A 21331-nucleotide genomic window follows, 5' to 3' on the forward strand; every position below is an offset into this window, starting at 1 on the left:
AAGGATCTTCGAATGAGCTTGTCGTTCAAAGAATTGGATGCCGCATTGTCAGATGCGGCATCTTCTGTTTTCGCCGAACCGGCCATTTTGCGCCCCCGTGTCTCCACGCAATACGCGGAACGCAGCGCCGACCCAGACCGCGCAGAGGCAATGACCTATGGCATCTTCTCGGCTGGACCTGCGCAGGAGGATTTGCGCGGGCAAGCGCGTGGTGTGCAAATGCCTGGCACGACCAAGCTGTCGACCGCCGCTGCCGAGTTCTGGATCGCCAAGCCGCAGATCGATCAGCTGCCCTGGCTGCCGATCACCGGCGATGCGGTTGTCCTGACGGCACGCAGTGGCCAGCCGATCTATGCAATCTCAAGGGTTGCGACCTCGGATTTGGGCGATTTGACCCTGATCCTTATCCAAGAGGATGAAACTCCATGAGCCTGACGCGTCTTGTCATGCGGCTCGCTGCGGCTCGTGCGTTGCGCGACCGCACCTTGGCGGGCGCCCGGGTGTTCGACAGCGCGGTCGACCCAATCGATCAGACCATCGCCGAAAACCGCCAGCCACTTCTGGTGTTGACGACAGATGAGCACGAGGCCGACGTCACCGGCCGTGACCTCGCCGGGGACGCGCAACGCTGCGATCTGGTCATCGAACTCGCTATCGCGGCGCGTGTCGAGGTGCCTGCCCGTGACGGTCAGGGCGGCCAGATCACCATCGCCATTCCGCATACGGATGAGGGGATGGAACTGACGCTTGATATGATGGAGCACCAAGTCCTCACCGCGCTGACCCGCGATGACAGTGCCTGGGCGCGCACCTGGATGAAACTGGTCCCCCGCGTGACCCGGCGGCTTTCACGTCGCGGGGCGTCATCGGAAAACGGCGTGCGCTTCGCCGCCCGGCAATTGGTTCTGACCTGCGACCTGGTCGACACGCCAGCGGCGGGGGCGGACATCCCGCCCGGCACAGCCTGGGGCGAGGTCCTTGTGCTGATGGAGGCCGATCAAACCTTGGCGCCGATTGCTGCCATGCTGCGCGAGCAGATCGAGGGCGATGATGTCCCCGATTGGGCGCGCACTGCACAGATGCTGGGGATTCCGCTGGAGGTCATGGATCAGCTGGGCGTTTTGCCCGCGCTCGACGATCAAAGCGATCCAGTGCCATTGGATACAGTCATCTTCGATGAAGCAGGCGACCGTGTGACCACAATTGATGCGTCGATCACCGCGGCAGCGGGGCCCTGACATGGCCATCCGCGAATTGGTGGAATTGGTCGCGCGTATCGCAGAACTCGAACGCCGCTTCTCGGGCATGATGCGGCACGGCACTGTGGCTGAGGTCGACACGAACACGCAACGAATCCGGTTGGATTTTGGCCCTGCGCATGGGACTGAGGGGCGATTTCTGTCGCCCTGGATCCCCTATGCACAATTCTCGGGCGCCCTGCGGGTCCATACACCGCCCAGCATCGGGCAGCAGTTCACGGCGATGTCGCCGAACGGGGATTTCCAGCAGGCGGTCGCCGTTCCGCTGACCCATTCGAGTGGCAATCCGTCGCCCACGACGGCAGCCGACCAGAATGTGCTGAGCTTTGGCGATGTCACGGTGACGCTGGCCGAAGACAGCCTCGAGATTGCCGTTGGGGGTGTGCGTTTCAAGGTTGACGGCGCCAACGTTGAAATCACCGGCGGCGAGGTCCGCCACAATGGCAAGAATATCGGCGACAGCCACATCCATAGCGGCGTGCGCTCCGGACCTTCGGTCACCGGCGCACCAGCCAACTGAAAAGGAAACGCAAATGCCACGCTACGCCATCACCGAAACCGCCGGCCGCTTTGTGGCGGGCCAAACCAATACGGGCGTGGGTACCGTGCTGGAGCTTACCGAAAAACAGGCCGAACACGAGATCCGCCTCGGTTCTCTGCGCGCGCTGGATGTCAAACCCGCTGCCAAAGCCGCGAAATCCGAAAAAGCTGCGGCAAAACCTGACGCCCCCGAGGCAAAGGAATAACCCAAAACTATGGCCCGCCGTTCCCCCAATCCGTCGGTCGGTCTGAATGCCACGACAGGCCGTATTTTGGAGGGTTGGCCGCATGTGGTGCAAAGCCTGCAGGATATCTTCACCACACGGTTTGGCAGCCGGGTCATGCGGGAATGGTATGGGTCTTTCGTGCCGCACCTCATGGGGCGCACGATCAGTCCAAACGAGGTGACGCCCTTTTTCGCAGCGGTGACCTCGCCCATCGAGCAGTTCGAGCCGCGCTACCGGGTGACGCGCATCCAAGTCGTCGAGGTCACACGCGCGGGCGCCTTGCATGTCTTTCTCGAGGGCGAATACCGCCCCCGGGCGATGTTTGGCGATTACACCGTGGAGGGTGCGCGCCGAATTGATGCCTATGCGAATCCCGATGGTGTCCTGATTGAAACCCGTGAGGCCCTGGCATGAGCCGTTTTACCGCCATCAATCTGGCCGGTCTGCCGCCACCTGATGTGATCGAGGCGCTGGACTACGAGACCATCGTCAGAGACATGCGTGACGATCTGGTCGTGCGGTTTCCGGATATCGCCGGCGTCATCGATCTCGAAAGCGAGCCCGCGCGCAAGCTGATCGAGGCCTTTGCCTATCGGGAACTGTTCCTGCGCGCGCGGATCAATGACGCGGCGCGCTCCGTTCTCCTGGCCTCGGCCTATGGCACGAACCTCGATCATCTGGCCGCACTCTTTGCGACAGCCCGAATGCAGATCGATGACGAAACCGGCGCGCTGGTTGCTGAAGACGACGCGCGCCTGCGTCGGCGGGTGCAGCTGGCTCCGGATGCCTTTTCTGTCGCGGGGCCAGAGGGCGCCTATGTTTACCACGCCCTCAGTGCGGCCCCATGGGCGCGGGATGCGAGTGCGATCATGACGACGCCGGGTCGCGTCCGGGTGACCATGTTGCGCGCGGGCGATGATCCCATGCCTAGCCTCGAGGAACGCGAAGCCGTGCGCCTTTCGCTGATCGACAACGACGTCCGGCCGCTTACCGATATGGTTGAGGTGCTCGGACCCGGGGTGCATCCGGTGACCATCACGGCAACACTGACGCTATATCCGGGGCCCGATGGCAATCTGGTGCGCGATCGCGCCGTCACAGCGCTGACCGATTGGGTGGAAGCAAACCGCATGCTGGGGATGAACCTGCGTCGATCAGCCATCTTCTCGAAACTGCACCAGGAGGGCGTGCATTCAGTGGATTTGCTTTCGCCTTCTGCAGATATCGTTCTGGGGCCGACCGAGGTCTACGCCGTCGAGGCCATCAACATAACGGTCGCGGATCTGCGCGACGCGTAGATCACCTTTCACGGAAATCGCGGGCTGATGCGCCTGTCGCTATTCCTTTCAGCTCGTCTAGGCTTGAGACGGGAAGAATAAGCACACCACTCGGCTTGGGCAGGAGAATGAAATCCTGGCCAGGAACCCATCCACGTCGCACGCAAAGATCACGTGGCAGCGTGATTTCAAAGTCCGGTGACAGCGTTGTTGAAGTCGTCATGGCCAAACCCCTTTGTCTCAGAGTGTAGCTCTGCATGGCGCCAACAGCAAAGCACAGGATGCCGACCTAACTTGAAATATCCGGAGGCGGCACGATGACGGTTCAAGAAACCTTGCTACCCGACAACCGAACGGCCTTTGAGGAGGCCGCTGACCTCACCGGCGCGCGCATCGCTGATCTGCCCATCGGCCTGCGTGAACTGGTCCAACCTGCGGCGGTGCCAGCATCTCATCTGCCTTGGCTCGCCTGGGGGCTGTCGGTGGATCTCTGGGATAAGGACTGGCCGGAGCAGAAAAAACGCGCGCGCACCGCACGTTCACTGCCATTCCATGCCATCAAGGGCACACAGACCGCCATCGCCGAAGCCCTCACCGTCATGGGCGCGGAAGCGCGGCGCTTCATTGTGCCCCCGGCGAAGACCTATCTGTCGAAGGCGCTGACCAAGACGGAACGCGCGGCCTATCTTGATCGCTTCGCACAACTGAGGATCTATCCCTTTATCGCGCGGGGTGTTTCCGGCCGGAACACCCGGTTTTTGTCGGCACCGAACGGCCCGGGCACGGCTTTCGCGGGGCCCAATAATCCGGTCTCGATTGCCGAGACCAAATACATCCGCACAGCCAAGCTCTATGACCGGGGCGCAGAAACTGATCTGACAGTTCGCACCGTGACCCCAGAACGCGTTGGGGACTTCAACGCGATTTCTTATGATGAGGTTGTCCTGGCGCCTAAGCCCACGGCGGCCATTCATCTTGGCGCACCGCCGAAAGCGCAGGCGTTCCTGATCGACGATATCGGCGTGCGCCAGCGGATCGTGCGCATCCCGCGCGATGAGACCTACAGCTATCGGCTTGGCCGGGAACAATACACAACGGTCTTGCCCAAGGGCGATCTGATCGATGTCCGTCCGCAGCAGGTCGCCGAGACGCATGCTGCGCAGGCGACGTCCTTGTTCCCGGGGGCTGCGGGGCAGCGTCTCTCTGGCGCCTGCCTGCCGGAAACAATCGCCTGGCGGCATCTCTACGACCGCTGGCACATCCACGACCCGGACCGCGTGCTCGATGAGCGCAAACGCTCCACCCATCTCGGCTACACCCGCCTTGGGATGCCGCCCTATACGGCCGAGGTGCTGACCCGCATCAAAGGCCGGCGTCACCCGCGGACGGCTGGCCGGTTCGTCAATGGCTATGTCGTGGCCGCCAGCACCAAGCCCGTCGCCGATGCGCGGGAGGCGGTGATGGTCACCAAATCGCTCCGGGACAAGGTCCTGATCAACACAAAGACCTGGCGCGTGCCGCGACCGGGCGACCGCCGCGCTGTGGGGGATATCACGCTCGGCGCATTGACAGAGGTTTGAGGCATGGAACGCACCGTCATCTACCGCGATCGGCAGGAGCTGCAGTCCGCCGATCTCAACAACATGCAGGATTTTGGCCGCGCCTCGATGGATCACATCGTGCGCGATGCGCTTGAAGCTGGCAAAGCCTATTCGGGGTTTTCCGCCACGAAGACGGCGGCCACGGAACTCACCCTGTCGGCAGGCCGGCTCTACGCCGGTGGCGCGGTCTATGCGCGGGGCGAGGATATCATCGTTGATCTCTTCAACGTGCTGCCGCTGGTGACCCGCAAACGCGTGGCGATCGTCAGCTTCGGCCAAGAGGTCGAGACCGATATCCAGCCGCGGGATTTCCTGATCGACGCGCAAACTGGCACCACCGAGCCGCAATCTGTGGCGATGGAAAGCCTGCGCCGTGCGGAGATTTCAACGGTGGCAGGCACAGAGGGGCCCGACCCGAGCTATCCGGCGACAGATGCCAATGTCACGGTTATCGCCTATGTGCTTTTGGACACCTCCGGCGTGGTGGCCATCGAACAGTGGCAGGCCACGCAACTCCCGAACCTGCGCAATATTGCAAACCGCACAATCGCACTTGAAAACTGGCGCGGCCAAATCAGCGGTCAGGTGGACACGTTACGCACGGACCTGTCTGCGCTGGCCGATCGGCTCGCAGGCTATGCCACCAAAGCCGAAATCGTCGAACTGACAGAACAGCTCGATGAGTTACGCACCGAAGTCTATGCGCCGGGCGCCTACATCTACTATGGCACGAACCACTTCCTGACGGCGGAGGGGTCGAACGTTGATCATCCCAGTTTCGATGCGGTGGTCGAGGAAGGCATTCGTTTCCCGCGGGCTGGGGCGGAAACCTCAGAACTGGCGCTGCTGAACCCCAACAACGTTTACATCGCCAACACCAGCGGCTTTGTTCTGCCCAAATACGCCCATGGCGTCCGGCTTGACCTGACGGGCTACGCCTCCGAGACGCGGCTGGCCCAATACACCTTTGAGACCACCGAGATCCGTCAACTCACGCGCGCCCGCACGCGGCGGCGCTATGGCAATTCGATGGTGGTCTGCACCAATAGCCGCTGGTGGCGCCAAGGCACCTATGATCTCGCGGGCAATGTCTTCCGCCGGGATGGTGAGACTTGGGAAGTCACCAATGGCCTGCCGGACCGTATGCCCAATGGCGCGCGGGTGCCCAATGGCAATGTGCATTGGATCCGGGTGCGGCGTTTCTGGATCGACACCTATGAGGAGCAGTACTGGGACCGCGTGACCACCACGGCCACGATCAATGGCCAGCAAGTGGCACAAACCTTTCTGAACTCGCAGGATGGCTGGCTAAGCCAGGTGGGTCTTTATTTCTCGCGCAAGGCTGCGGCAGGAGATGTGACAGTTCTTGTGACCGAGACCGCCTTCGGAATGCCGGATCTGTCGCGGGTTATCTCGCGTACAACGCTGCCGGTTCTGGATATCAAAGTGGGGGCGATTTCCACGGAAGTGGGCCTGCCGTCGCTGGTGGAAACCAAGCTGCCCATCACGCCGACCTTCCTGACAGCCGGGCGGCGATACGCCATCGTGCTGGTCACCACGGGCGATCATTATGTGGCCATGACCAATACCGACAACGGGGTGGTGCAAGGCACCTTCTTTGTCTCGACCGACGGCGCCTTTTTCGCTGGCAATCTCGTCGATGACATGAAGATGCGGCTTTACTTTGCCCGCTTCGAGCGCACGCGGCTCTCGGTCGAGCTCAAAGCCCTACAGCTTGCGGGCGGCATTCTCGATCTCGATGTGCTGCACCCGGGCGTGACGCCGCCCGCCTGTCGAACCGATATCGAAGTACAGGTGAACGGGGCCTGGGTGGCGCTTGATGGCGAGGCCAATGGACCAGACCTTTCGGGACTGCCCGCCATTCTGCCGCTGCGTGTGACGCTCACGGGCACCACGGATCTGATGCCTGGTTTTGGATTGACTGGATCGCAAGCTGTCGCCACGCGCCCCAAGACGGCCTTCACCTGGGTGTCAGAGGCCCGCACGCTTGGCTCACCCACAACCAGCGTCAAGGTGGTCACGGATCTGCAGCATTTCGAAGAGGCAAACCACGATTGCACCATCACCTTGCTCACCGGGGCGGGCTTGACCGGCACCGAGGCGGCGGATGTGGTCGAGGATGTGGTCTTGGCCGATGGCACGGTGCGGCGGACATCCATCTTCAATGTGACCTCGGTCAGCACTTACGCGGTCAAGATTGTCGGCTCGACCGTCAGCGCGGCAGTGCCGTTCCTCGTCAGCGAGCTGATCGAATACGCGCAAAGCTAATCCCAGCAAGGAAACATGCCTTATGGCCTCCAAACCGACCCATTACCGGGTGACGGTGAACCGTCCCCTTGAATTTGCCGGTGCCCGGTTTCGGCCGGGCGCGCGGTATACCGTCACGGCGGCAATCTTCGAGAGTTTATCGGCAGATTATCCCGAGGCCATCGCGACATCCGAGCCGCTGAAGAAAGGCTGACGTCATGCTGAGGTTCGAAGACCTACGCGTGCGCGACAACCAAGACCTCGACCGGGATTTCTTCAACCGCCGCTATCGCCTGATTGCGGAAAGCCTTGCAGAACTGAACACGCAGCTCGCGCAGATCGGTACGGCGACCGACAATCTGGTCAAGCTCGGGCTGACCCGTGTGAATGAGGTGCTGGGGCCTGCGCTGGCGACAGCATCTGCCGCCGCAGAAAACGGGTTTCTGGTGGCCACGTCCTCGACGCCGTTGACGCTTGCGGTCGGGCTCGAGACCACCTTTGCGATCGACGACACGCCGGCGCGCGCGCTTTTTGCCCCCACGCCCTACGTCGTGATCTCCCGGGGCGGCACGGATAGCTTGAACGATTGGGCAGTGTTTCGGGTGGCCGCTTATGCCCGCGAAAACGGTGGGCTCGCAGGGGAGGTTGTCGCCATGCACGGCGACATCGGTGCCGTGCAGCACAATGATTGGGTAATTTCCGCAAGCGCGGGCCTCGCCACGGCTCTGATCGAGGCGGCCGCCAATGTGGCGAACACGCTGCTTTTGGCCCAGCAGGCCGCTCAAGATGCCGCCGATGCCGCGGCCGTGGCCGAAAGCGTGCTGGCCAATGGTCCGGTATCCTCGGTGAACGGGCAAACCGGCACCGTGGCGCTCGGGATCGGCGATATCCCAACGCTCACCGCCCAGCTCGCCAGCAAGGCGGCCAGCAGCCATGGGCACACGATTGCCCAGGTCTCCAACCTGCAAAGCACTCTCGATGGCCTGCAGGCCCAGATCACCACAGTGGATGGCGGGTCCTACTGACCCGCGCCTTTTGCCCTGACATTTTTGAGGAGGGACAGTCATGTCCGACCCGACTTTCGGGATTTCGATCACGCGGATCGACAATGAGCCACGCCCACCAGTCTGGAGCGATATGTCGGTGGTCGGCATCATCGGCACTGCACCTGATGCGGATGCGGCGGTGTTTCCCGCCGATGACCCAGTGTTTCTCTATTCTGACGATGCGGCCAAGCTGACCGCCCTTGGCGATGCCGGCACGCTGAAAGACGCGCTGGTGCTCTTGAACGCGCAACTCGGCGAATTTCAAGTGGCCGCCAAGGTGGTCCTGGTTCGCGTCGAAGACGGCGTCGATCCCGCGGCGACGATTGCCAATGTCGCAGGCGATGGTGCGCTGACGGGCCTTTCGGCCTTTCTGCGCGCAGGCCCCGAGATTGGCATGATCCCGCGGCTGCTTTGTGCGCCGGGGTTCACCAGTCAGCGTACGGGGACTGAGGCCAACCGGGTCTGCGCCGCGCTGCCGCCCATCTGCGAAAAGCTCCTCGCCCATGCTGTGGTCGACGGCCCGGCCACGACAGAGCAAGACGCCATCGACTGGCGCGAGACGATTTCCTCGTCGCGCCTTATTCCCGTCGATCCGGCGGTGAAGGTCTATGCAGAGGGCGTGAGTGTGGTCCAACCCGCATCACCTGCCATTATAGGCATTGGTGTGCGCCGCGATCACGAAAAGCAAGGCAGGCCGTTCCACTCCTGGGCCAACCAACCGGTGCAGGGCATTGTCGGCCCCTCTCGGCCCATCAACTTTTCGCTGACGGATGGCGCAACCGAGGGGCAGCGCCTGCTCTCGGCCAATGTCGGTGTCATTCTGAGGGGCGAAATGGGCGTTGAAAGCGCCATCGGTCAGGGCGGTTTCATTTTCGTCGGAACCGACAATGCCGGAGAGGATGATCTTTGGCGGTTTTATAATGTCACGCGCGGGCGGGACTTCATCCATCTGATGCTGCTCCGGACCCTGCGCTTCTATCTCGGGCGCTTCAACGTCACCGGCCAGACCATTCAGGCCATCCTGAACACGATGGAAACGGGGCTTCGGAACCTCAAGGCCGATGGCGACATTCTGGGCTTTGAGTTGAAGTTCACCCGCGATCAGAACACGCCCGAGGAACTGCGCCAGGGCCGCTTCACCGTCAGCTTTGCCGCCGAAGAGGCGCCGGTGCTGCGCTATCTTGGCATTCAATCTGCCCGGTATCGCCCGGCGCTCGATGCGCTTCTGGATGACCTGCTCGCGCAGGTCGGCACCATCACCGGCTGAGGGAACGCAACATGAGCAATATCTACATCATGGAAGCCGCAAACCTCTTTTGCGGCGATGAGGACCCGACGGCCTCGAAACACCTGACGCTGACCGAGTTGCAGCTGCCCAATCTGCAGGAAAGCTTTCAGGATTATCACCCGGGCGGATCCCGAGTGCAGATCGAGGTGGCCGTCGGCATCCAGAAACTGGAAGCGAGCTTCAAACTGGCTGGATGGGACCCGGATCTTCTGACCCAGTTCGGACTGGGCGCTGCCTCGCGCAAGAAGTTCACCGCCTATGGCTCGATCCGCTCAAAGCGCACGGGCGAGGCCATCGAGGCAAAAGCCGTGCTTGAAGGCCGGCTTGGGGCGGCAAACTCTGAAGCCTTCCAGCGCGGCGAAATGCAGGGCTTTGACTATGCAATCTCGGAAATCCTGCATTACGAGCTGCATTTTGGCGGGGTCGAGAAACTCTACTGGGATTTTTTCACCGCCGATTGGCGCGTGGATGGCACCTCCCAGAACGCCGATGAACGCAACATTCTGCGCATTCCCAACGGATTTTGAGGGGGCCCATGGCACAGCATCGCAATAAACGACTGCCGCTTGCGGCACCCATCACCTTGGGGGATCAGACCCTGTCCGAGGTCAGTGTCAAGAAGCCGAAAGTGAAGGACCTTAAGACCCTGCAGGATGCGTTGGCAGGGATTGAGGATCAGCTGGAACAGGGCATTCTTATGGCTGCTGTTCTGACCGATCTGCCGCGCGAGGCGATCGAAGAGATGGATACGGATGATTTTACCGCGATCTCCGAGGTGATCGCCGGTTTTTTCCCAAAGGGCACGGCATCCGCGACTGGCGCGCCGTCACAGCCGAAACTGCCCACTGGCTGAACACGTCGATCACGGATCTGATGGATATGGACTGGCCAGAGCTGGTGCTTTGGCACGCCGAGGCCCGTCGTCTGGCACGCGCCGCAATACCGAAGTGAACCTGACCCCATGGCAACGCTGACCTCCCAACTGGTGATCGAGCTTCTCGATCGCGTCACAAGCCCTGCGCGGCAAGCGGCCAGTGCGCTCGCCGGCATCTCGACCCGCATCCGAGAAAACAACGGTCTGCCTATGACCTTCGGCGACCGGTTGAACGCCGCGATCACGCGCAACAACCGATCCCTTGCAGCTGCACGGGGTGGACTGGTTGATGCGGCCGCCAGCTTCTATGCGCTGCGCGAGGCCATCGGTGGTCCGATTGCCGCGGCGTCCGAATTTGAAAGCGCCATGGCAGATGTGCGCAAGGTGGTGGATTTTCCGACGCCGGAGGGGTTCAGTCAGTTCCAGCAGGATCTCTTTGCTCTGTCGCGCGACATTCCTATCGCCGTGACGGGGCTCGCAGAAATTGCTGCGGCTGCAGGGCAAGCCGGGATTGCCGGGCAAGACCTCATTCGCTTCACCGATGCCGCTGCGCGGATCGGGGTGGCATTCGATATCAGCGCCGATCAGGCGGGGGCCTCTATGGCCAACCTGATGACGGCCTTGGGGCTCACGATTGACGAGACGGTTTCCCTGGCAGACGCCATGAACCATCTCTCCAACAGCCAAGCCTCGAGTGCCGCCGATATTCTCGATGTGGTCCGCCGTGTTGGCGCGCAAGCGACGCTCTTCGGGTTTTCGGCCGAAGAGGCCTCGGCCTTTGCCTCGGCGATGTTGGCTGCGGGCGCGCAAAGCGAAGTGGCGGCGACGAGTTTCCGAAATATGGGCGCGGCTCTTACACGCGGGTCCGCAGCCACGCGGGCGCAAAGGGAGGCGTTTCAAGAGCTGGGGCTTGATGCAGAAGCTGTCGCGCGGCGGATGCAGGAAGACGCGGTCGGCACCACGCTTGATGTGCTGCGCCGCATCAGTCAGATCCCGCGTGAGCAGCAGGCCGCCATCTCAAGCCAGCTTTTTGGCAATGAGGCGCGGGCATTGGGGCCGCTCCTGACCAACCTCGGCCTCGTGGAAGACACGCTTGGCATGGTGGGCGATCGCGCCAATTACGCAGGTTCCGCATTCGCGGAATTCGAGGCGCGCAACAATACGTTTCAGGCCAATATGCAGCGGTTCCAGAACGTGCTGACCGAGCTGCAGGTCACAATTGGCAATGCACTGATGCCGGCGATCACGTCGCTGGCAGAGGCGATCACCCCGCTGATCATGCGGATTTCCGAACTAGCCTCGGCCTATCCGGAAGTCACACTCGCTGTGGCGGGGGCCACCGCAGCGGTGATCGCCTTCAAAGGCGCGATGTCGGCGCTGCAGTTCGCAGGGCTCTTGGGCCGCGGCGGTGTGCTCTCGTTGATTGCGGCGGGCTACAACACGATCGGGCGGGCGGCGATTGGCGCGCGGACCGCCGCCACGGAAATGATCGGGTTGCAGTCGGCCTTGGCAGCGATGGGCGGACAGCCCCTCGGGACCCTGGGGAGACTACGCGCCGGCCTGACCGGCATTGCGCTGGCGGTCCCAGGTGTTGGGGCGCTGTCCTCTGGCATTGCCGCCATCGGGGCGGCCGTGGCGACGATCTCCGCACCGGTTTGGGCGACTTTTGCAGCTGTTGCGACCGCCGTCGCAGCGGCAGGCTTTACGATCTACCGCTATTGGGATCGGATCACGGCCACGCTTTCGGGCGTCGGCCAAGCGATCTCCGAACGCCTGCAGGGCCCGCTGGACTGGCTCGGCGAAAAGCTCAGCTTTCTGACGCCGATCACCGATGCCATCTCGGGCGCTTTCTCGAGGTTGGGATCGGCCCTCGGGGCAGCGGTGGATGCCATCACCGGTTTTTTCAGCTCGGGGCTTTTCGAGCAGGAAGTGCTATCCGAGGAAGAGCAGGCCCGGATTGCCCAGAACGCGGCCAATCTGACCGGTCGGATCATCGATGGCTTTGCCGGGCTTGTGACCGGGCTTTACGACAAGGGGCTCGAAGCAATCCAGGCACTTTGGGACGGGATGGTGGCCAAGTTCGAAGAGCTGATTGCCTGGATCCGGGGCATCCCAAGCCGCATTGTCGAGGCGATCGGGAATATTGATCTGACGAACATCATCCGCTGGCCCTCGATGCCGGCCTGGCTTGGCGGTGGGGATGAATCCCCGGCCGTGGCGGTGGATGAATTCTCGGGCGTCGATGGCACACGCGCAGCAGGTGGACCCATCTCGCGCGGTGGCACTTATCTGGTGGGCGAGCGTGGGCCGGAGCTCATTACGGCCAATCGCAATGGCTATGTAAACCCGGCGGGAAGGATGGGCGGTGCGGGGCCGGTGGAGGTCTCGGTCAATGCGCCGATCACCATTTCTGGCGCGACGGCGGACCCGCAGCAGCTTGCTGCAGAAATCACCCGGCAGCTGCGCGATCAGATCCGCGAAGCGTTTCGTGGGGTCTATGCCGATACCGGGTTGAGGTTTGCCTGATGCTGATGATGCTCGGACCCGTCCAGTTTGAAATCCTGCCCTTCAACACCGATGGGTACAGCCATGGCACGGAGGCCAGCTTTGCCGAAAAGCCCGTGCTCGGGGCGCGGCCAATCCTTGAATATGTGGGCGAAGGCCCGGAAAGCTGGAGCATCAAGGCGCGGCTTTATCCAGAAAAGTTCGGCGGCATGGGACAGTTGACGCTTTTGTCGCAAGCCCGCGCCTCGGGACGGCCGCAATATATGATGCGGGGCGATGGGGCCTTGATGGGTTGGGTCAATATCCTCTCAGTGACCGAGCGCGCCTCCTATCTGGGCCGCAATGGCGTCGGCAAGGTGATCGATGTCGACATCACCGTGAAACGGGCCAGCGCGCCAAGCGCGGGGTCATTCTTCTCTCTTCTGGCGGATGTGCTCCTATGGACCAGGTGATCGAAACCGTGACCGTGGAAGGCGACGGGCTGACAGTGTCGGTGATCGTATGGCGCAGGTTCAAACGGCCAATGCCGGGGCTCGTGGAGGTCATCTATGATCTTAATCCAGGCCTTGCCGATCTGGGCCAGACCCTGCCGGTAGGGACGAGCTTCGACATGCCCATCCCGATCCCGCGGGAGCAGCAGGTTCTTGATCCGATCCGGCTTTGGTGAGGAAGCCAGCCCATGTCAAAGCGTGCGCTTTTTAACGTGACCATTGAGGGGACGAATATCACCAGAGCTCTCATGCCGGTCCTTTTGGGCCTGCAAGTCTCGGACAAGGTTGGCACCCATACCGATAGCGCGGATTTGGAAATTGACGACACCGATGGGCGCATTGTTCTACCGCAGATCGGCGCGTTCGCGTCGATTGCGCTCGGCTGGGACAGCGAGGGGATGCGTGTCGTCTTCGAGGGCACCGTCGATGAGGTGAAATCCTCTGGCACCCGGAGCGCCGGCCGGCGTCTCCGCATCACGGCCAAAGGCATGGATACGACGGGCCGGGCCAAAGAAGGCCAGCAGCGCCATTGGGATGGGGCGACGGTGGATACAATCCTGCGTCATGCGGCGGCGCATGTCGGGATCACGCAAATCGAGATTGATCCGGCGCTACGCAACCTGAGCCGCGGCTATTTCGAGATGCGCGATGAAAGCCTGATCGCCATGGGTGAGAGGTTGGCCCGCGAAATCGGTGGCAACTTTCGCATCACAGGCGGGCGGATTGTGCTCTCAAAGCGCAATGCGGATTATGCGGCTGCTATTGCCGCGACCTGGGGCCAGAACCTGCACAGCTGGGACATTGCCCCGAGGCTCGGTCGCCCGCAATTTGGGGCGGTCAGAGGGCGCTGGTATGATGTGGCGACCGGGGTTTGGCAGGTTGTCGAGCGCGCAACCGGCGTTGATGTACCGAGCATCTACGCCGGTCGTTTCGCCCGAGCGGGCGAGCTGGAAACCACCCAACAGGGCGAAAGCGATGCCGCAACAACCGCCCGAGATGCGGGCGAAGGCACAGTGGTGATCGAGGGCAATACGGCGGCCGTGCCCGATGGGCTTTGTACCGTGTCAGGCACACGGCCCGGCGTGGACGGGTCCTATCGCATTGAGGCCGTGACCCACAGGCTGACCCGCGCGGGCGGCTTTGTCACCACGTTGGAGCTAAAACAGCCTCAGCTCGGCGCCGGTACGGATGCGCGGGTGGAAAGCACAAGCCCAGTGGCGCCAAGCGCGAATGTGCCGCCCATCATCGATCCGGATGCAACCGGGCCGTTCTGAGACCAAGGAGGCAGGCAGATGCCGGACAACAGCTTTATCGAAACCATCAACCACCTTTTTGGCGGGGCCATCACCACCCTGATCGGTGCCTTCACCGGCAGGCTCATGTGGCATTCCGGAGAGGTGAAACTTGGCAATCGCCGCTTCTTTGGCAAGGAACTTCTCTGGGAAATCCCAGTGGCCGTGGGCATGGCGCTCATTGGCGATGCAGCGGCAAATTACATCGGTCTGACCCAGCCGGTCTCAACCGGGTTCGTTGCCACGCTTGCCTATCTCGGCCCCCGTGGCGCCGAAAGCCTGCTCTGCGCCTGGATTGGCCGCAAGAAATAACAGCCGCCAAACATCGATCGCCTGATCACACGCCGTCCTCTGGGGCGGTGTTTTCCTTTGCAAGGAGGCCAGCATGACCCATCTTGAAATCGCCCAAGGCTACATCGGCACCGTCGAAGGCCCCGGCCCTGAAGACAACCCGGCCATCATGGCCATGTATGCCTCGGTTGGGCATGACTGGGTGGAACATGACTCCGTGGCTTGGTGCGCGGCTTTCGTGGGCCACTGCTTGGAAAAGGCGGGGCTGCGCTCCACCCGGCGCCTCAATGCACGGTCTTATCTCGATTGGGGTATTCCGGTTGATCTGGCCGATGCGCAGCCGGGGGACATCGTCGTCTTTTCAAGGGGTTCTAAATCCTGGCAGGGCCATCTCGGCTTCTTCGTGAAAACGACAGGGGCCATGATCGAAGTGCTGGGCGGCAATCAGTCTGATGCTGTTACTATTCAGCGCTATGCGAAATCGCGGCTGCTCGGGGTGCGGCGCGCGGGGAATGTGGCCCCGGCCGTGACGCCCTCGGTCCGTGGGGTGCAAGCGCGCCTCAAAGCACTTGGCTATCACGAGGTGGGCCAGGTTGATGGTCAGTTCGGGCCTCGCACCCGCGCGGCGATCCTGGCGTTTCGGGATGAAGTTGGGCTGCCGCTGGTGCCGATCATCGATGTGGCGCTGACGGAGGCGCTGGCCAGCGCAGAGCCGCGGCCGGTCGCGCCGGAACGGGCGGCGGGCGTGCCAGAAGGCAGTCGCATTATCACGGCGGCGAATGCCCAGGTCGGGCTTGGTGTCCTCGGCGCTGCAGGATCGGTGGCCGCGCAGATTGCGCCGGCGCTGACACAGGCAGAAGAGGCGCGTGACACCGCGGAACGGGTGCTAGATCTGGTCGGGTTGACAGGCGCCGTGCAAGTGGCATTGCCCTGGATCGGGGCGGCTGTGTTCATTGGCGTCATCTTCTACGCCCTGAAAGCCCGCAATGCGCGGATCGAGGATCATCGCAGTGGGAAGACCCCGTGATGTGGGTCTTGATCGTTTCCATGTGCATGTCGATCGGCGGTGCGCCGGCCTGTGGGTCCGATATCCATCCCGTGGCGATGCGCACATTGACCGAGTGCGAGGACGCCGCCGTCCTAAACCACGACCAAATTCGAGCGGCGGCAGATGCCGAAAGTCTCACCGTGCTGTCGCTCAACACCCACTGCTTCAGAACGGCGGGCCAGCCCATCTCAGCGGAGGGCGAGGAATGATCTCGATCCTGACCGCGATATTCTCCGAAATCGGCCGCAAGGCCGCTCTATGGGGCGCGATCGTCGTTGCGATTGGCGCTGCACTCTGGATCGCGTTTCGGCGCGGCCGTCTGGAGGCTGAGGCCGAATTCATTATTCGCCGAGCCGATGCCCGGATCCGATCTCTGCAAACTGTGAAGGAGGTGTCAAATGAGGTGCAAAACTCTGATCGTGCTGATCTTGAGCGCCGCCTTAACCGCTGGATGCGCGATTGATCCGGGGCGAGATCGCAATGCCTGCGATTGGGCGGCACCCATTCGGCCCTCCCGCGCGGACGTCCTCAGCGACGGCACGTTGGCCCAGATCGTCACCCATAATGAAATCGGCGCGCGCCTCTGCGGTTGGCGGCCCTGATCCGTGAAATCCTCGAGGTGATCCGTGGACGGGACCAAGTATGACCTGAGCCCAGATGCCTGGTCTATGGTGGCTTTCAACGCCTCCACTGCGCTTGTGGTGCCTCCAGCCGGTGCTCGGATCTGGGGGCAAGTGGCACCGGAGGATGAACCGCCCAACGAGGGCGGGTTTGCGATCCGGGGCATGCGCCTCATTCGGGGCATCGCGCCTTTCGAGGCGCTTTGGCTGCGCGCAGACACTGCGTCAGCCACCGTCACCGTTTATCAAGGAAACAGCATGTCCGGCGTCGTCTACTTCGGGAAATCACCGTTTCGATTGCGCGCGCAAGGCCCCGTCGAGATCGAGGTGCCCTACGTCCCGCAGATCCTTGATGGCGGGGCACCAGACACCGACTACGCCGGTCTTGCCGTCATCGACTGCGGTGGCGCTGCCGCCGATCCAAATCTTCGAACCATTGATGGGCGCATCCAAGGAGAAACCCCATGACCTCCACAGTCTTTGCCAAAATCCAGATGCGCCGCGGCACCGCGGCCGAATGGGCCGCCGCGAACCCGATCCTGTCTGAGGGCGAATTTGCCTTCGAGATCGATACCGGCATCACCAAGGTGGGCGACGGTGCCTCGGATTATGCAACCCTGCCGGCTTATGCGACCTACAGCCAGATGTTGGCGGCGCAAGAAGCGATCGAAGCGGGGCAGGCGCAGCTTGCGACTTTCAACAGCCAACTGACGGCGGCGCAGAATGCCGCGACTACCTCAGTAGCCAAAGCGTCTGAGGCCTTTGTGTCGGCCGGGAATGCGAAGGGGTCGGAAGACGCGTCGGAAGTGAGCGCATCTCAGGCGGCGCAAAGCGCGATTGATGCAGCAGCTTCGGCTGTGCAGGCGGCCAGTTCCGAGACCAATGCCGCGGGATCTGAACAGGCTGCTGCAGCTTCCCAAGCGGCGGCTTTGTCTAGTGAACAAGCCGCTGCTCAGAGTGAAGCCAATGCAGCCGCCAGCGAGGCCACGGCCTCCGCCGCCGCTGCCGTCGTGCAGCCTCTCGCCGACGAAATCCAGGTGGTCGCGACCAATATCGGAACTGTGCAAGACGCTGCTGGGCCACTCACCGATATCCAGACTGCCATGCTGGAAATGGCGACTGCCTTCGCCAATTCGCAGACGCGGTATGTCTCCGCCGTCGCCTTTTCGTAAGGAGCCCCGCCTATGAGTGTTGAACAGCAAGTGGACGCCCTGAGGGCATCCGTGGAAGACCTGAGGGGGGCCGTGGTTTCCAAGAAGGCCACCCTGGATGCCTCCGTCGCCGATGCGCAGTCCGCAACCGCGCAGGCGCAAGCCGCCAAGGCGAATGCGCTTTCTGCCCGCGATCAGGCTGGGGCCTTCAAGGATGCGGCCTACGCTGCCGCGCAGTCGGCTGCCTCAGCTGTTGCCTATCAGGACCTTTCTGCCGTCGCGCAAACCAAGGCGGTTACGGCGGTCGATGTGTTCATTTATGACACCTCGAAAGACAGCGATGGTGGCGCATGGCGGCATCGGTGTGCTGGCACAAGCTGGTATCGAGAGCCGCTGAATACGGCGACGCGGGGATCGCGGCGGGAGTTTCCGGCGGTGGCGGTGATTGTGGCCGAGAGCAACAAGGTTACGATCTACGATGGCGATGATCCCACGCTGCCAATGTGGATGGTCTTTGAAGGTTCGTGGTCCTACGGCACAGGGAAAATGCTGGTTTTGGCGTCAATCGATCAGGCGCCAATTCGAGCAATATCTATGCGAAACGCCGTGCTAACGGTCGGTACGTTTCATTCAAGTGTTTCTGGACTTCACATAATTGATTTTGTGAAGGAGCGTGGGCGGTTGGCCCAAGCGTCCGGCTCCGGGTACAACGGCTATACAAACCACCCGAATATCGCCAAACGGAATGCGAGCCTTGGTATCTCGGTAGGAAACACACTTGGTTCAATCGTGAATTCTGGCGTCAACGACGTCGCCATGGCCGTTCTTCCGAACTCCCCTATCGACCATGCGACAGGTCTGCCCGTGCCGACGATCGCCGTGGCGACTGCAGGTGGCGTGTCGGTAATAAAGGACGATGGGAACATCTGGGACATCACTGGGACAAACTGGGGCGGGTCCAGCAGTGGCCTCATTTTTGACCGCGGAACGCTATATTTCATGCAAGCATCTTACTACTGGCTCGCTTGCGACGTTGCTGGCCTTTCTCAGGATTATGTTTTGCCGGATGGGTATCAAGCATCAAATGATAACTACCCATTCCAGCGGGTCAATCTAAGTGAAAGCATCGCTTACGCTACTGCGCTACGCAGAGTTGCCGCTGGCGGTTCTTCGTTTGATTTGGCGCACCCGGCAGCGACAGTTTACCCCGGAACCCGTCTTGTCTGTCACAAGCGCGGTGTTTCTGGCGGACCTAATCTTGTTGCCTACACCACCTCTTCGTACAACACCGGCTGGCTTCCTGGTGTGATCCGAGGCGCGTTCCTTGCGGACACCGACGACGCCGATCTTGTGGCCTCGGAAGTCGTGACGAACGGTACGTTCGATATTGATGCGACGGGATGGTCTGCAACTGGCGGAGCTGGCCTGAGCACGGTCGATGGGAAGCTGAAGATCAACAACGATGTCGTAAATTTCGGCGGCACGACCCAGACGATCGCGACCGTTCCCGGCCGAGCTTATGTTCTCACCGCGGAGATCGAAATCAGCAACACAGCCGTTACTTTCCGCGCACGCAACGAGACTAATTTAGCTGTGCTGTCAACGCAGATCGTGAGCGCAACTGGGGCCTACGAGCTCCACTTTGTTGCAATATCGACGGCGACGCAGGTGCAGATCATCAACGCGGATGGGACGCTCGGAGACTTCTCTCTGGCCGATAACATTTCGGTTCGTCCAGCTGACGCCGACCGATCGGCTAACAATCGTGGGCTTTTGGTTAACGGGAGCGTGACCCGGGCATCTGTCGTCACCGGGGCGGAGCTGATGGGCTATACGTGCAACTCCGCAAGCTATCTTTCCCGGGATTTTGCCGGGGATCTCAACGGCCAATCGACTTTCGCAGTCATTTTTTGGGCGAAAGGGAACCGCTCATCGCAAGGTTTCAGATGGTTTGAAACCCCAGGCGGCGGGACAAGTACGGCTTTCCTCAACCTCTACTTCGACGCAAACACAGGGCAGCCGCGCTTTGTTTGGCAGGGCAGGACCAGTCTCAACGTCGGTGGTGACTGCCCTCCGCACGATGGTCAATGGGCCTTTCATGTTGCGATCTTCCAAGGCGGTTCGTTCAAGCACTACCAAAACGGGGGTCTGAAATCGTCCAGTTCTCACGGGATTACAGCGCAATTGCATGAGCTCCGCATCAGTCCTGTGACGACGGCTGCGATGGCCTTATTCCGGATCACCAACTCGATCCCCACCGCCGACCAAATCCGCCGCATCTACGAGGACGAGAAGGTGCTGTTCCAAGAGAATGCCGCCTGCACGTTCTTCGGCGCGTCGGACGCGGTGACGGCGCTCGCGCACGATCCGGACACCGGGCTCCTGCACGTCGGCACGTCGGCGGGCCGGTCGGTGTTCAAGGGCTTGCGCCGGGTGGCGAACACGACGGCCCCGGTCGGCGCGGCCATCGCGGCTGCCGGCGGCATGGTCGTCGATGCATGACCCAGTCGGGGAGGCGCTGACTGCGCGGTGTCGCCCCCATCCCATTTCCCCCCATCGAGGAAAACGACATGACCCTGATGAGCTCGATCTCGAAGTTGACCACCTCGGTCGACGAGCTGACCGGTGAGGCGAACGTCACCAAGGCGCAGCTCGACGCCAAGGTGGCGCTGGCCGAAGCGGCGGTCGTTACGGCACAGGCCGAACAGAACGCGACCGATGCAGCCCGGGACGAGGCGGCAACGCAAGTGGCCGACGCTGCCACCCATCTTGCGATCGTGAAGACTGGCGTGACCTATCAGGGCATCAGCGCGTTTCTCGCGGAGAAGGCCATGACCGCCGTGGATGTGTTCATCTACGACACGAGCCTCGACAGCGACGGCGGGGCATGGCGCAAGCGGTGCCAGCACACGAGCTGGTATAACGAGACGCTCAACACGGCCATACGCGGCTCGCGGCGCGAGTTCCCTGCGGTCGCGGTGATTGTGGCTGAGGTGGGTAAGGTCACGATTTACGACGGGGATGATCCCGCACTGCCGATGTGGATGGTGTTCGGCCTTGGGGTTGGAAGCCTTCTTACGTCATTCAACAGCGTTTCTATGCGAAACGGCATCATGTGCGCGGGGTCTCCGGCAAGCATTAACTTCGCCGGGCTACTGGTCGCGCGGTTTCTGAACGACGATGCTATCGGTGTACGCGGCCATGTTTATTGGAACCTGCACATGAACGTGCCGTCAATTTCCACTCGAAATGGGACATGGCAACAGGCAGGTGCCAAAGGCCTCTTGGCCTACGCTTCATCCTCGGTCTTAGTCAACCCGTCGGTCAAAGATGTTGCGATGACCGTTTTGCCTAATGCGCCAGTCGATCCGGACACCGGCCTGCCAGTTCCGACGATTGCAGTGGCGACTGATGGTGGTATTTCAGTTGTCCGTGACCTGCCCCCCGATGGTCCCTCATTCATAACGAGAGTCTGCGGGTCTGGTTTTCATATTCCTCGGTTTCGGTTTGGGCAAGCGCGTCGGGCGCGGAGCCCTCAAATTGCTCAAGCGTC

At 61.8% G+C, this 21331-nt stretch carries 25 protein-coding genes; all 25 read left to right on the forward strand.

Annotation, left to right across the window (positions count from 1 at the left end; all coding sequences use genetic code 11):
• Positions 1 to 12: 12 nt before the first annotated feature.
• On the forward strand, positions 13 to 429 hold the full coding sequence (locus ACSR1C_RS17855) for a hypothetical protein (protein WP_460260523.1): 417 nt from the start codon (positions 13 to 15) through the stop codon (positions 427 to 429).
• A complete protein-coding gene (locus ACSR1C_RS17860; protein WP_460260524.1) occupies positions 426 to 1238 on the forward strand; it encodes a hypothetical protein in 813 nt (270 codons plus the stop codon). The genes ACSR1C_RS17855 and ACSR1C_RS17860 overlap by 4 nt, the downstream gene beginning before the upstream one ends.
• 1 nt (position 1239) lies before the next feature.
• Positions 1240 to 1779 carry a phage baseplate assembly protein V gene (locus ACSR1C_RS17865; protein WP_460260525.1) on the forward strand — a complete coding sequence of 180 codons (540 nt, stop codon included), beginning with the start codon at positions 1240 to 1242 and terminating at the stop codon, positions 1777 to 1779.
• Positions 1780 to 1792: 13 nt separating this feature from the next.
• Positions 1793 to 2005: a hypothetical protein gene (locus ACSR1C_RS17870; RefSeq protein WP_460260526.1), complete on the forward strand. Its 213-nt coding sequence runs from the start codon at positions 1793 to 1795 to the stop codon at positions 2003 to 2005.
• A 9-nt stretch (positions 2006 to 2014) separates the two neighbouring features.
• On the forward strand, positions 2015 to 2440 hold the full coding sequence (locus ACSR1C_RS17875; protein WP_460260527.1) for a GPW/gp25 family protein: 426 nt from the start codon (positions 2015 to 2017) through the stop codon (positions 2438 to 2440).
• Entirely contained in the window at positions 2437 to 3324 is an 888-nt protein-coding gene (locus tag ACSR1C_RS17880) for a baseplate assembly protein (RefSeq protein WP_460260528.1), read from the forward strand. Before ACSR1C_RS17875 ends, ACSR1C_RS17880 begins: the two co-directional genes overlap by 4 nt.
• A 296-nt stretch (positions 3325 to 3620) precedes the next feature.
• Positions 3621 to 4883: a phage tail protein I gene (locus tag ACSR1C_RS17885; RefSeq protein ID WP_460260529.1), complete on the forward strand. Its 1263-nt coding sequence runs from the start codon at positions 3621 to 3623 to the stop codon at positions 4881 to 4883.
• 3 nt (positions 4884 to 4886) lie between these two features.
• Positions 4887 to 7193, forward strand: a complete 2307-nt coding sequence (locus ACSR1C_RS17890; protein WP_460260530.1) for a hypothetical protein — start codon at positions 4887 to 4889, stop codon at positions 7191 to 7193.
• A gap of 22 nt (positions 7194 to 7215) precedes the next feature.
• Positions 7216 to 7386, forward strand: coding sequence for a hypothetical protein (locus tag ACSR1C_RS17895; protein ID WP_460260531.1), 171 nt, complete (start codon positions 7216 to 7218; stop codon positions 7384 to 7386).
• A gap of 4 nt (positions 7387 to 7390) precedes the next feature.
• Positions 7391 to 8197, forward strand: coding sequence for a phage tail fiber repeat family protein (locus ACSR1C_RS17900; protein WP_460260532.1), 807 nt, complete (start codon positions 7391 to 7393; stop codon positions 8195 to 8197).
• A gap of 40 nt (positions 8198 to 8237) precedes the next feature.
• A complete protein-coding gene (locus tag ACSR1C_RS17905; protein WP_460260533.1) occupies positions 8238 to 9485 on the forward strand; it encodes a phage tail sheath family protein in 1248 nt (415 codons plus the stop codon).
• Between the two features lie 11 nt (positions 9486 to 9496).
• Entirely contained in the window at positions 9497 to 10033 is a 537-nt protein-coding gene (locus tag ACSR1C_RS17910; protein WP_460260534.1) for a phage major tail tube protein, read from the forward strand.
• Between the two features lie 8 nt (positions 10034 to 10041).
• Positions 10042 to 10359 carry a phage tail assembly protein gene (locus tag ACSR1C_RS17915; protein ID WP_460260535.1) on the forward strand — a complete coding sequence of 106 codons (318 nt, stop codon included), beginning with the start codon at positions 10042 to 10044 and terminating at the stop codon, positions 10357 to 10359.
• Positions 10360 to 10467: 108 nt separating this feature from the next.
• Positions 10468 to 12906 (forward strand): phage tail tape measure protein, encoded by a 2439-nt coding sequence (locus ACSR1C_RS17920; protein WP_460260536.1) that lies wholly within the window; start codon positions 10468 to 10470, stop codon positions 12904 to 12906.
• Positions 12906 to 13337 carry a phage tail protein gene (locus ACSR1C_RS17925; protein WP_460260537.1) on the forward strand — a complete coding sequence of 144 codons (432 nt, stop codon included), beginning with the start codon at positions 12906 to 12908 and terminating at the stop codon, positions 13335 to 13337. Before ACSR1C_RS17920 ends, ACSR1C_RS17925 begins: the two co-directional genes overlap by 1 nt.
• Positions 13325 to 13552 (forward strand): tail protein X, encoded by a 228-nt coding sequence (locus ACSR1C_RS17930; RefSeq protein ID WP_460260538.1) that lies wholly within the window; start codon positions 13325 to 13327, stop codon positions 13550 to 13552. The genes ACSR1C_RS17925 and ACSR1C_RS17930 overlap by 13 nt, the downstream gene beginning before the upstream one ends.
• A 12-nt stretch (positions 13553 to 13564) precedes the next feature.
• A complete protein-coding gene (locus ACSR1C_RS17935; protein WP_460260539.1) occupies positions 13565 to 14650 on the forward strand; it encodes a phage late control D family protein in 1086 nt (361 codons plus the stop codon).
• Positions 14651 to 14668: 18 nt separating this feature from the next.
• On the forward strand, positions 14669 to 14980 hold the full coding sequence (locus ACSR1C_RS17940; protein WP_165809745.1) for a phage holin family protein: 312 nt from the start codon (positions 14669 to 14671) through the stop codon (positions 14978 to 14980).
• Positions 14981 to 15053: 73 nt separating this feature from the next.
• On the forward strand, positions 15054 to 15986 hold the full coding sequence (locus ACSR1C_RS17945; protein ID WP_460260540.1) for a C40 family peptidase: 933 nt from the start codon (positions 15054 to 15056) through the stop codon (positions 15984 to 15986).
• Complete coding sequence (locus ACSR1C_RS17950) at positions 15986 to 16216, forward strand: hypothetical protein (RefSeq protein ID WP_460260541.1); 231 nt, start codon at positions 15986 to 15988, stop codon at positions 16214 to 16216. The genes ACSR1C_RS17945 and ACSR1C_RS17950 overlap by 1 nt, the downstream gene beginning before the upstream one ends.
• The gene (locus ACSR1C_RS17955) at positions 16213 to 16470 is read left to right on the forward strand and encodes a hypothetical protein (RefSeq protein WP_460260542.1); all 258 of its coding nucleotides are present in this window, start codon (positions 16213 to 16215) and stop codon (positions 16468 to 16470) included. Before ACSR1C_RS17950 ends, ACSR1C_RS17955 begins: the two co-directional genes overlap by 4 nt.
• Positions 16471 to 16633: 163 nt before the next feature.
• Complete coding sequence (locus tag ACSR1C_RS17960; protein WP_460260543.1) at positions 16634 to 17095, forward strand: hypothetical protein; 462 nt, start codon at positions 16634 to 16636, stop codon at positions 17093 to 17095.
• On the forward strand, positions 17092 to 17799 hold the full coding sequence (locus ACSR1C_RS17965) for a hyaluronate lyase N-terminal domain-containing protein (protein ID WP_460260544.1): 708 nt from the start codon (positions 17092 to 17094) through the stop codon (positions 17797 to 17799). Before ACSR1C_RS17960 ends, ACSR1C_RS17965 begins: the two co-directional genes overlap by 4 nt.
• A gap of 12 nt (positions 17800 to 17811) precedes the next feature.
• Positions 17812 to 20280: a LamG-like jellyroll fold domain-containing protein gene (locus ACSR1C_RS17970; protein ID WP_460260545.1), complete on the forward strand. Its 2469-nt coding sequence runs from the start codon at positions 17812 to 17814 to the stop codon at positions 20278 to 20280.
• 68 nt (positions 20281 to 20348) lie between these two features.
• A partial coding sequence (locus tag ACSR1C_RS17975; RefSeq protein WP_460260546.1) for a hypothetical protein occupies positions 20349 to 21331 on the forward strand: 983 nt, incomplete at its 3' end.

This window comes from Actibacterium sp. D185-2 (assembly GCF_054954595.1).

What these genes read in the sequence shown, in the direction of transcription:
- ACSR1C_RS17945 (WP_460260540.1), top strand. Translation starts at nt 15,054, where the DNA reads ATGACCCATCTTGAAATCGCCCAAGGCTACATCGGCACCGTCGAAGGC.
- ACSR1C_RS17950 (WP_460260541.1), top strand. Translation starts at nt 15,986, where the DNA reads ATGTGGGTCTTGATCGTTTCCATGTGCATGTCGATCGGCGGTGCGCCG.
- ACSR1C_RS17970 (WP_460260545.1), top strand. Translation starts at nt 17,812, where the DNA reads ATGAGTGTTGAACAGCAAGTGGACGCCCTGAGGGCATCCGTGGAAGAC.
- ACSR1C_RS17925 (WP_460260537.1), top strand. Translation starts at nt 12,906, where the DNA reads ATGCTGATGATGCTCGGACCCGTCCAGTTTGAAATCCTGCCCTTCAAC.
- ACSR1C_RS17890 (WP_460260530.1), top strand. Translation starts at nt 4,887, where the DNA reads ATGGAACGCACCGTCATCTACCGCGATCGGCAGGAGCTGCAGTCCGCC.
- ACSR1C_RS17930 (WP_460260538.1), top strand. Translation starts at nt 13,325, where the DNA reads ATGGACCAGGTGATCGAAACCGTGACCGTGGAAGGCGACGGGCTGACA.
- ACSR1C_RS17860 (WP_460260524.1), top strand. Translation starts at nt 426, where the DNA reads ATGAGCCTGACGCGTCTTGTCATGCGGCTCGCTGCGGCTCGTGCGTTG.
- ACSR1C_RS17865 (WP_460260525.1), top strand. Translation starts at nt 1,240, where the DNA reads ATGGCCATCCGCGAATTGGTGGAATTGGTCGCGCGTATCGCAGAACTC.
- ACSR1C_RS17965 (WP_460260544.1), top strand. Translation starts at nt 17,092, where the DNA reads ATGACCTCCACAGTCTTTGCCAAAATCCAGATGCGCCGCGGCACCGCG.
- ACSR1C_RS17955 (WP_460260542.1), top strand. Translation starts at nt 16,213, where the DNA reads ATGATCTCGATCCTGACCGCGATATTCTCCGAAATCGGCCGCAAGGCC.
- ACSR1C_RS17915 (WP_460260535.1), top strand. Translation starts at nt 10,042, where the DNA reads ATGGCACAGCATCGCAATAAACGACTGCCGCTTGCGGCACCCATCACC.
- ACSR1C_RS17870 (WP_460260526.1), top strand. Translation starts at nt 1,793, where the DNA reads ATGCCACGCTACGCCATCACCGAAACCGCCGGCCGCTTTGTGGCGGGC.
- ACSR1C_RS17900 (WP_460260532.1), top strand. Translation starts at nt 7,391, where the DNA reads ATGCTGAGGTTCGAAGACCTACGCGTGCGCGACAACCAAGACCTCGAC.
- ACSR1C_RS17935 (WP_460260539.1), top strand. Translation starts at nt 13,565, where the DNA reads ATGTCAAAGCGTGCGCTTTTTAACGTGACCATTGAGGGGACGAATATC.
- ACSR1C_RS17910 (WP_460260534.1), top strand. Translation starts at nt 9,497, where the DNA reads ATGAGCAATATCTACATCATGGAAGCCGCAAACCTCTTTTGCGGCGAT.
- ACSR1C_RS17895 (WP_460260531.1), top strand. Translation starts at nt 7,216, where the DNA reads ATGGCCTCCAAACCGACCCATTACCGGGTGACGGTGAACCGTCCCCTT.
- ACSR1C_RS17875 (WP_460260527.1), top strand. Translation starts at nt 2,015, where the DNA reads ATGGCCCGCCGTTCCCCCAATCCGTCGGTCGGTCTGAATGCCACGACA.
- ACSR1C_RS17880 (WP_460260528.1), top strand. Translation starts at nt 2,437, where the DNA reads ATGAGCCGTTTTACCGCCATCAATCTGGCCGGTCTGCCGCCACCTGAT.
- ACSR1C_RS17905 (WP_460260533.1), top strand. Translation starts at nt 8,238, where the DNA reads ATGTCCGACCCGACTTTCGGGATTTCGATCACGCGGATCGACAATGAG.
- ACSR1C_RS17920 (WP_460260536.1), top strand. Translation starts at nt 10,468, where the DNA reads ATGGCAACGCTGACCTCCCAACTGGTGATCGAGCTTCTCGATCGCGTC.
- ACSR1C_RS17885 (WP_460260529.1), top strand. Translation starts at nt 3,621, where the DNA reads ATGACGGTTCAAGAAACCTTGCTACCCGACAACCGAACGGCCTTTGAG.
- ACSR1C_RS17855 (WP_460260523.1), top strand. Translation starts at nt 13, where the DNA reads ATGAGCTTGTCGTTCAAAGAATTGGATGCCGCATTGTCAGATGCGGCA.
- ACSR1C_RS17940 (WP_165809745.1), top strand. Translation starts at nt 14,669, where the DNA reads ATGCCGGACAACAGCTTTATCGAAACCATCAACCACCTTTTTGGCGGG.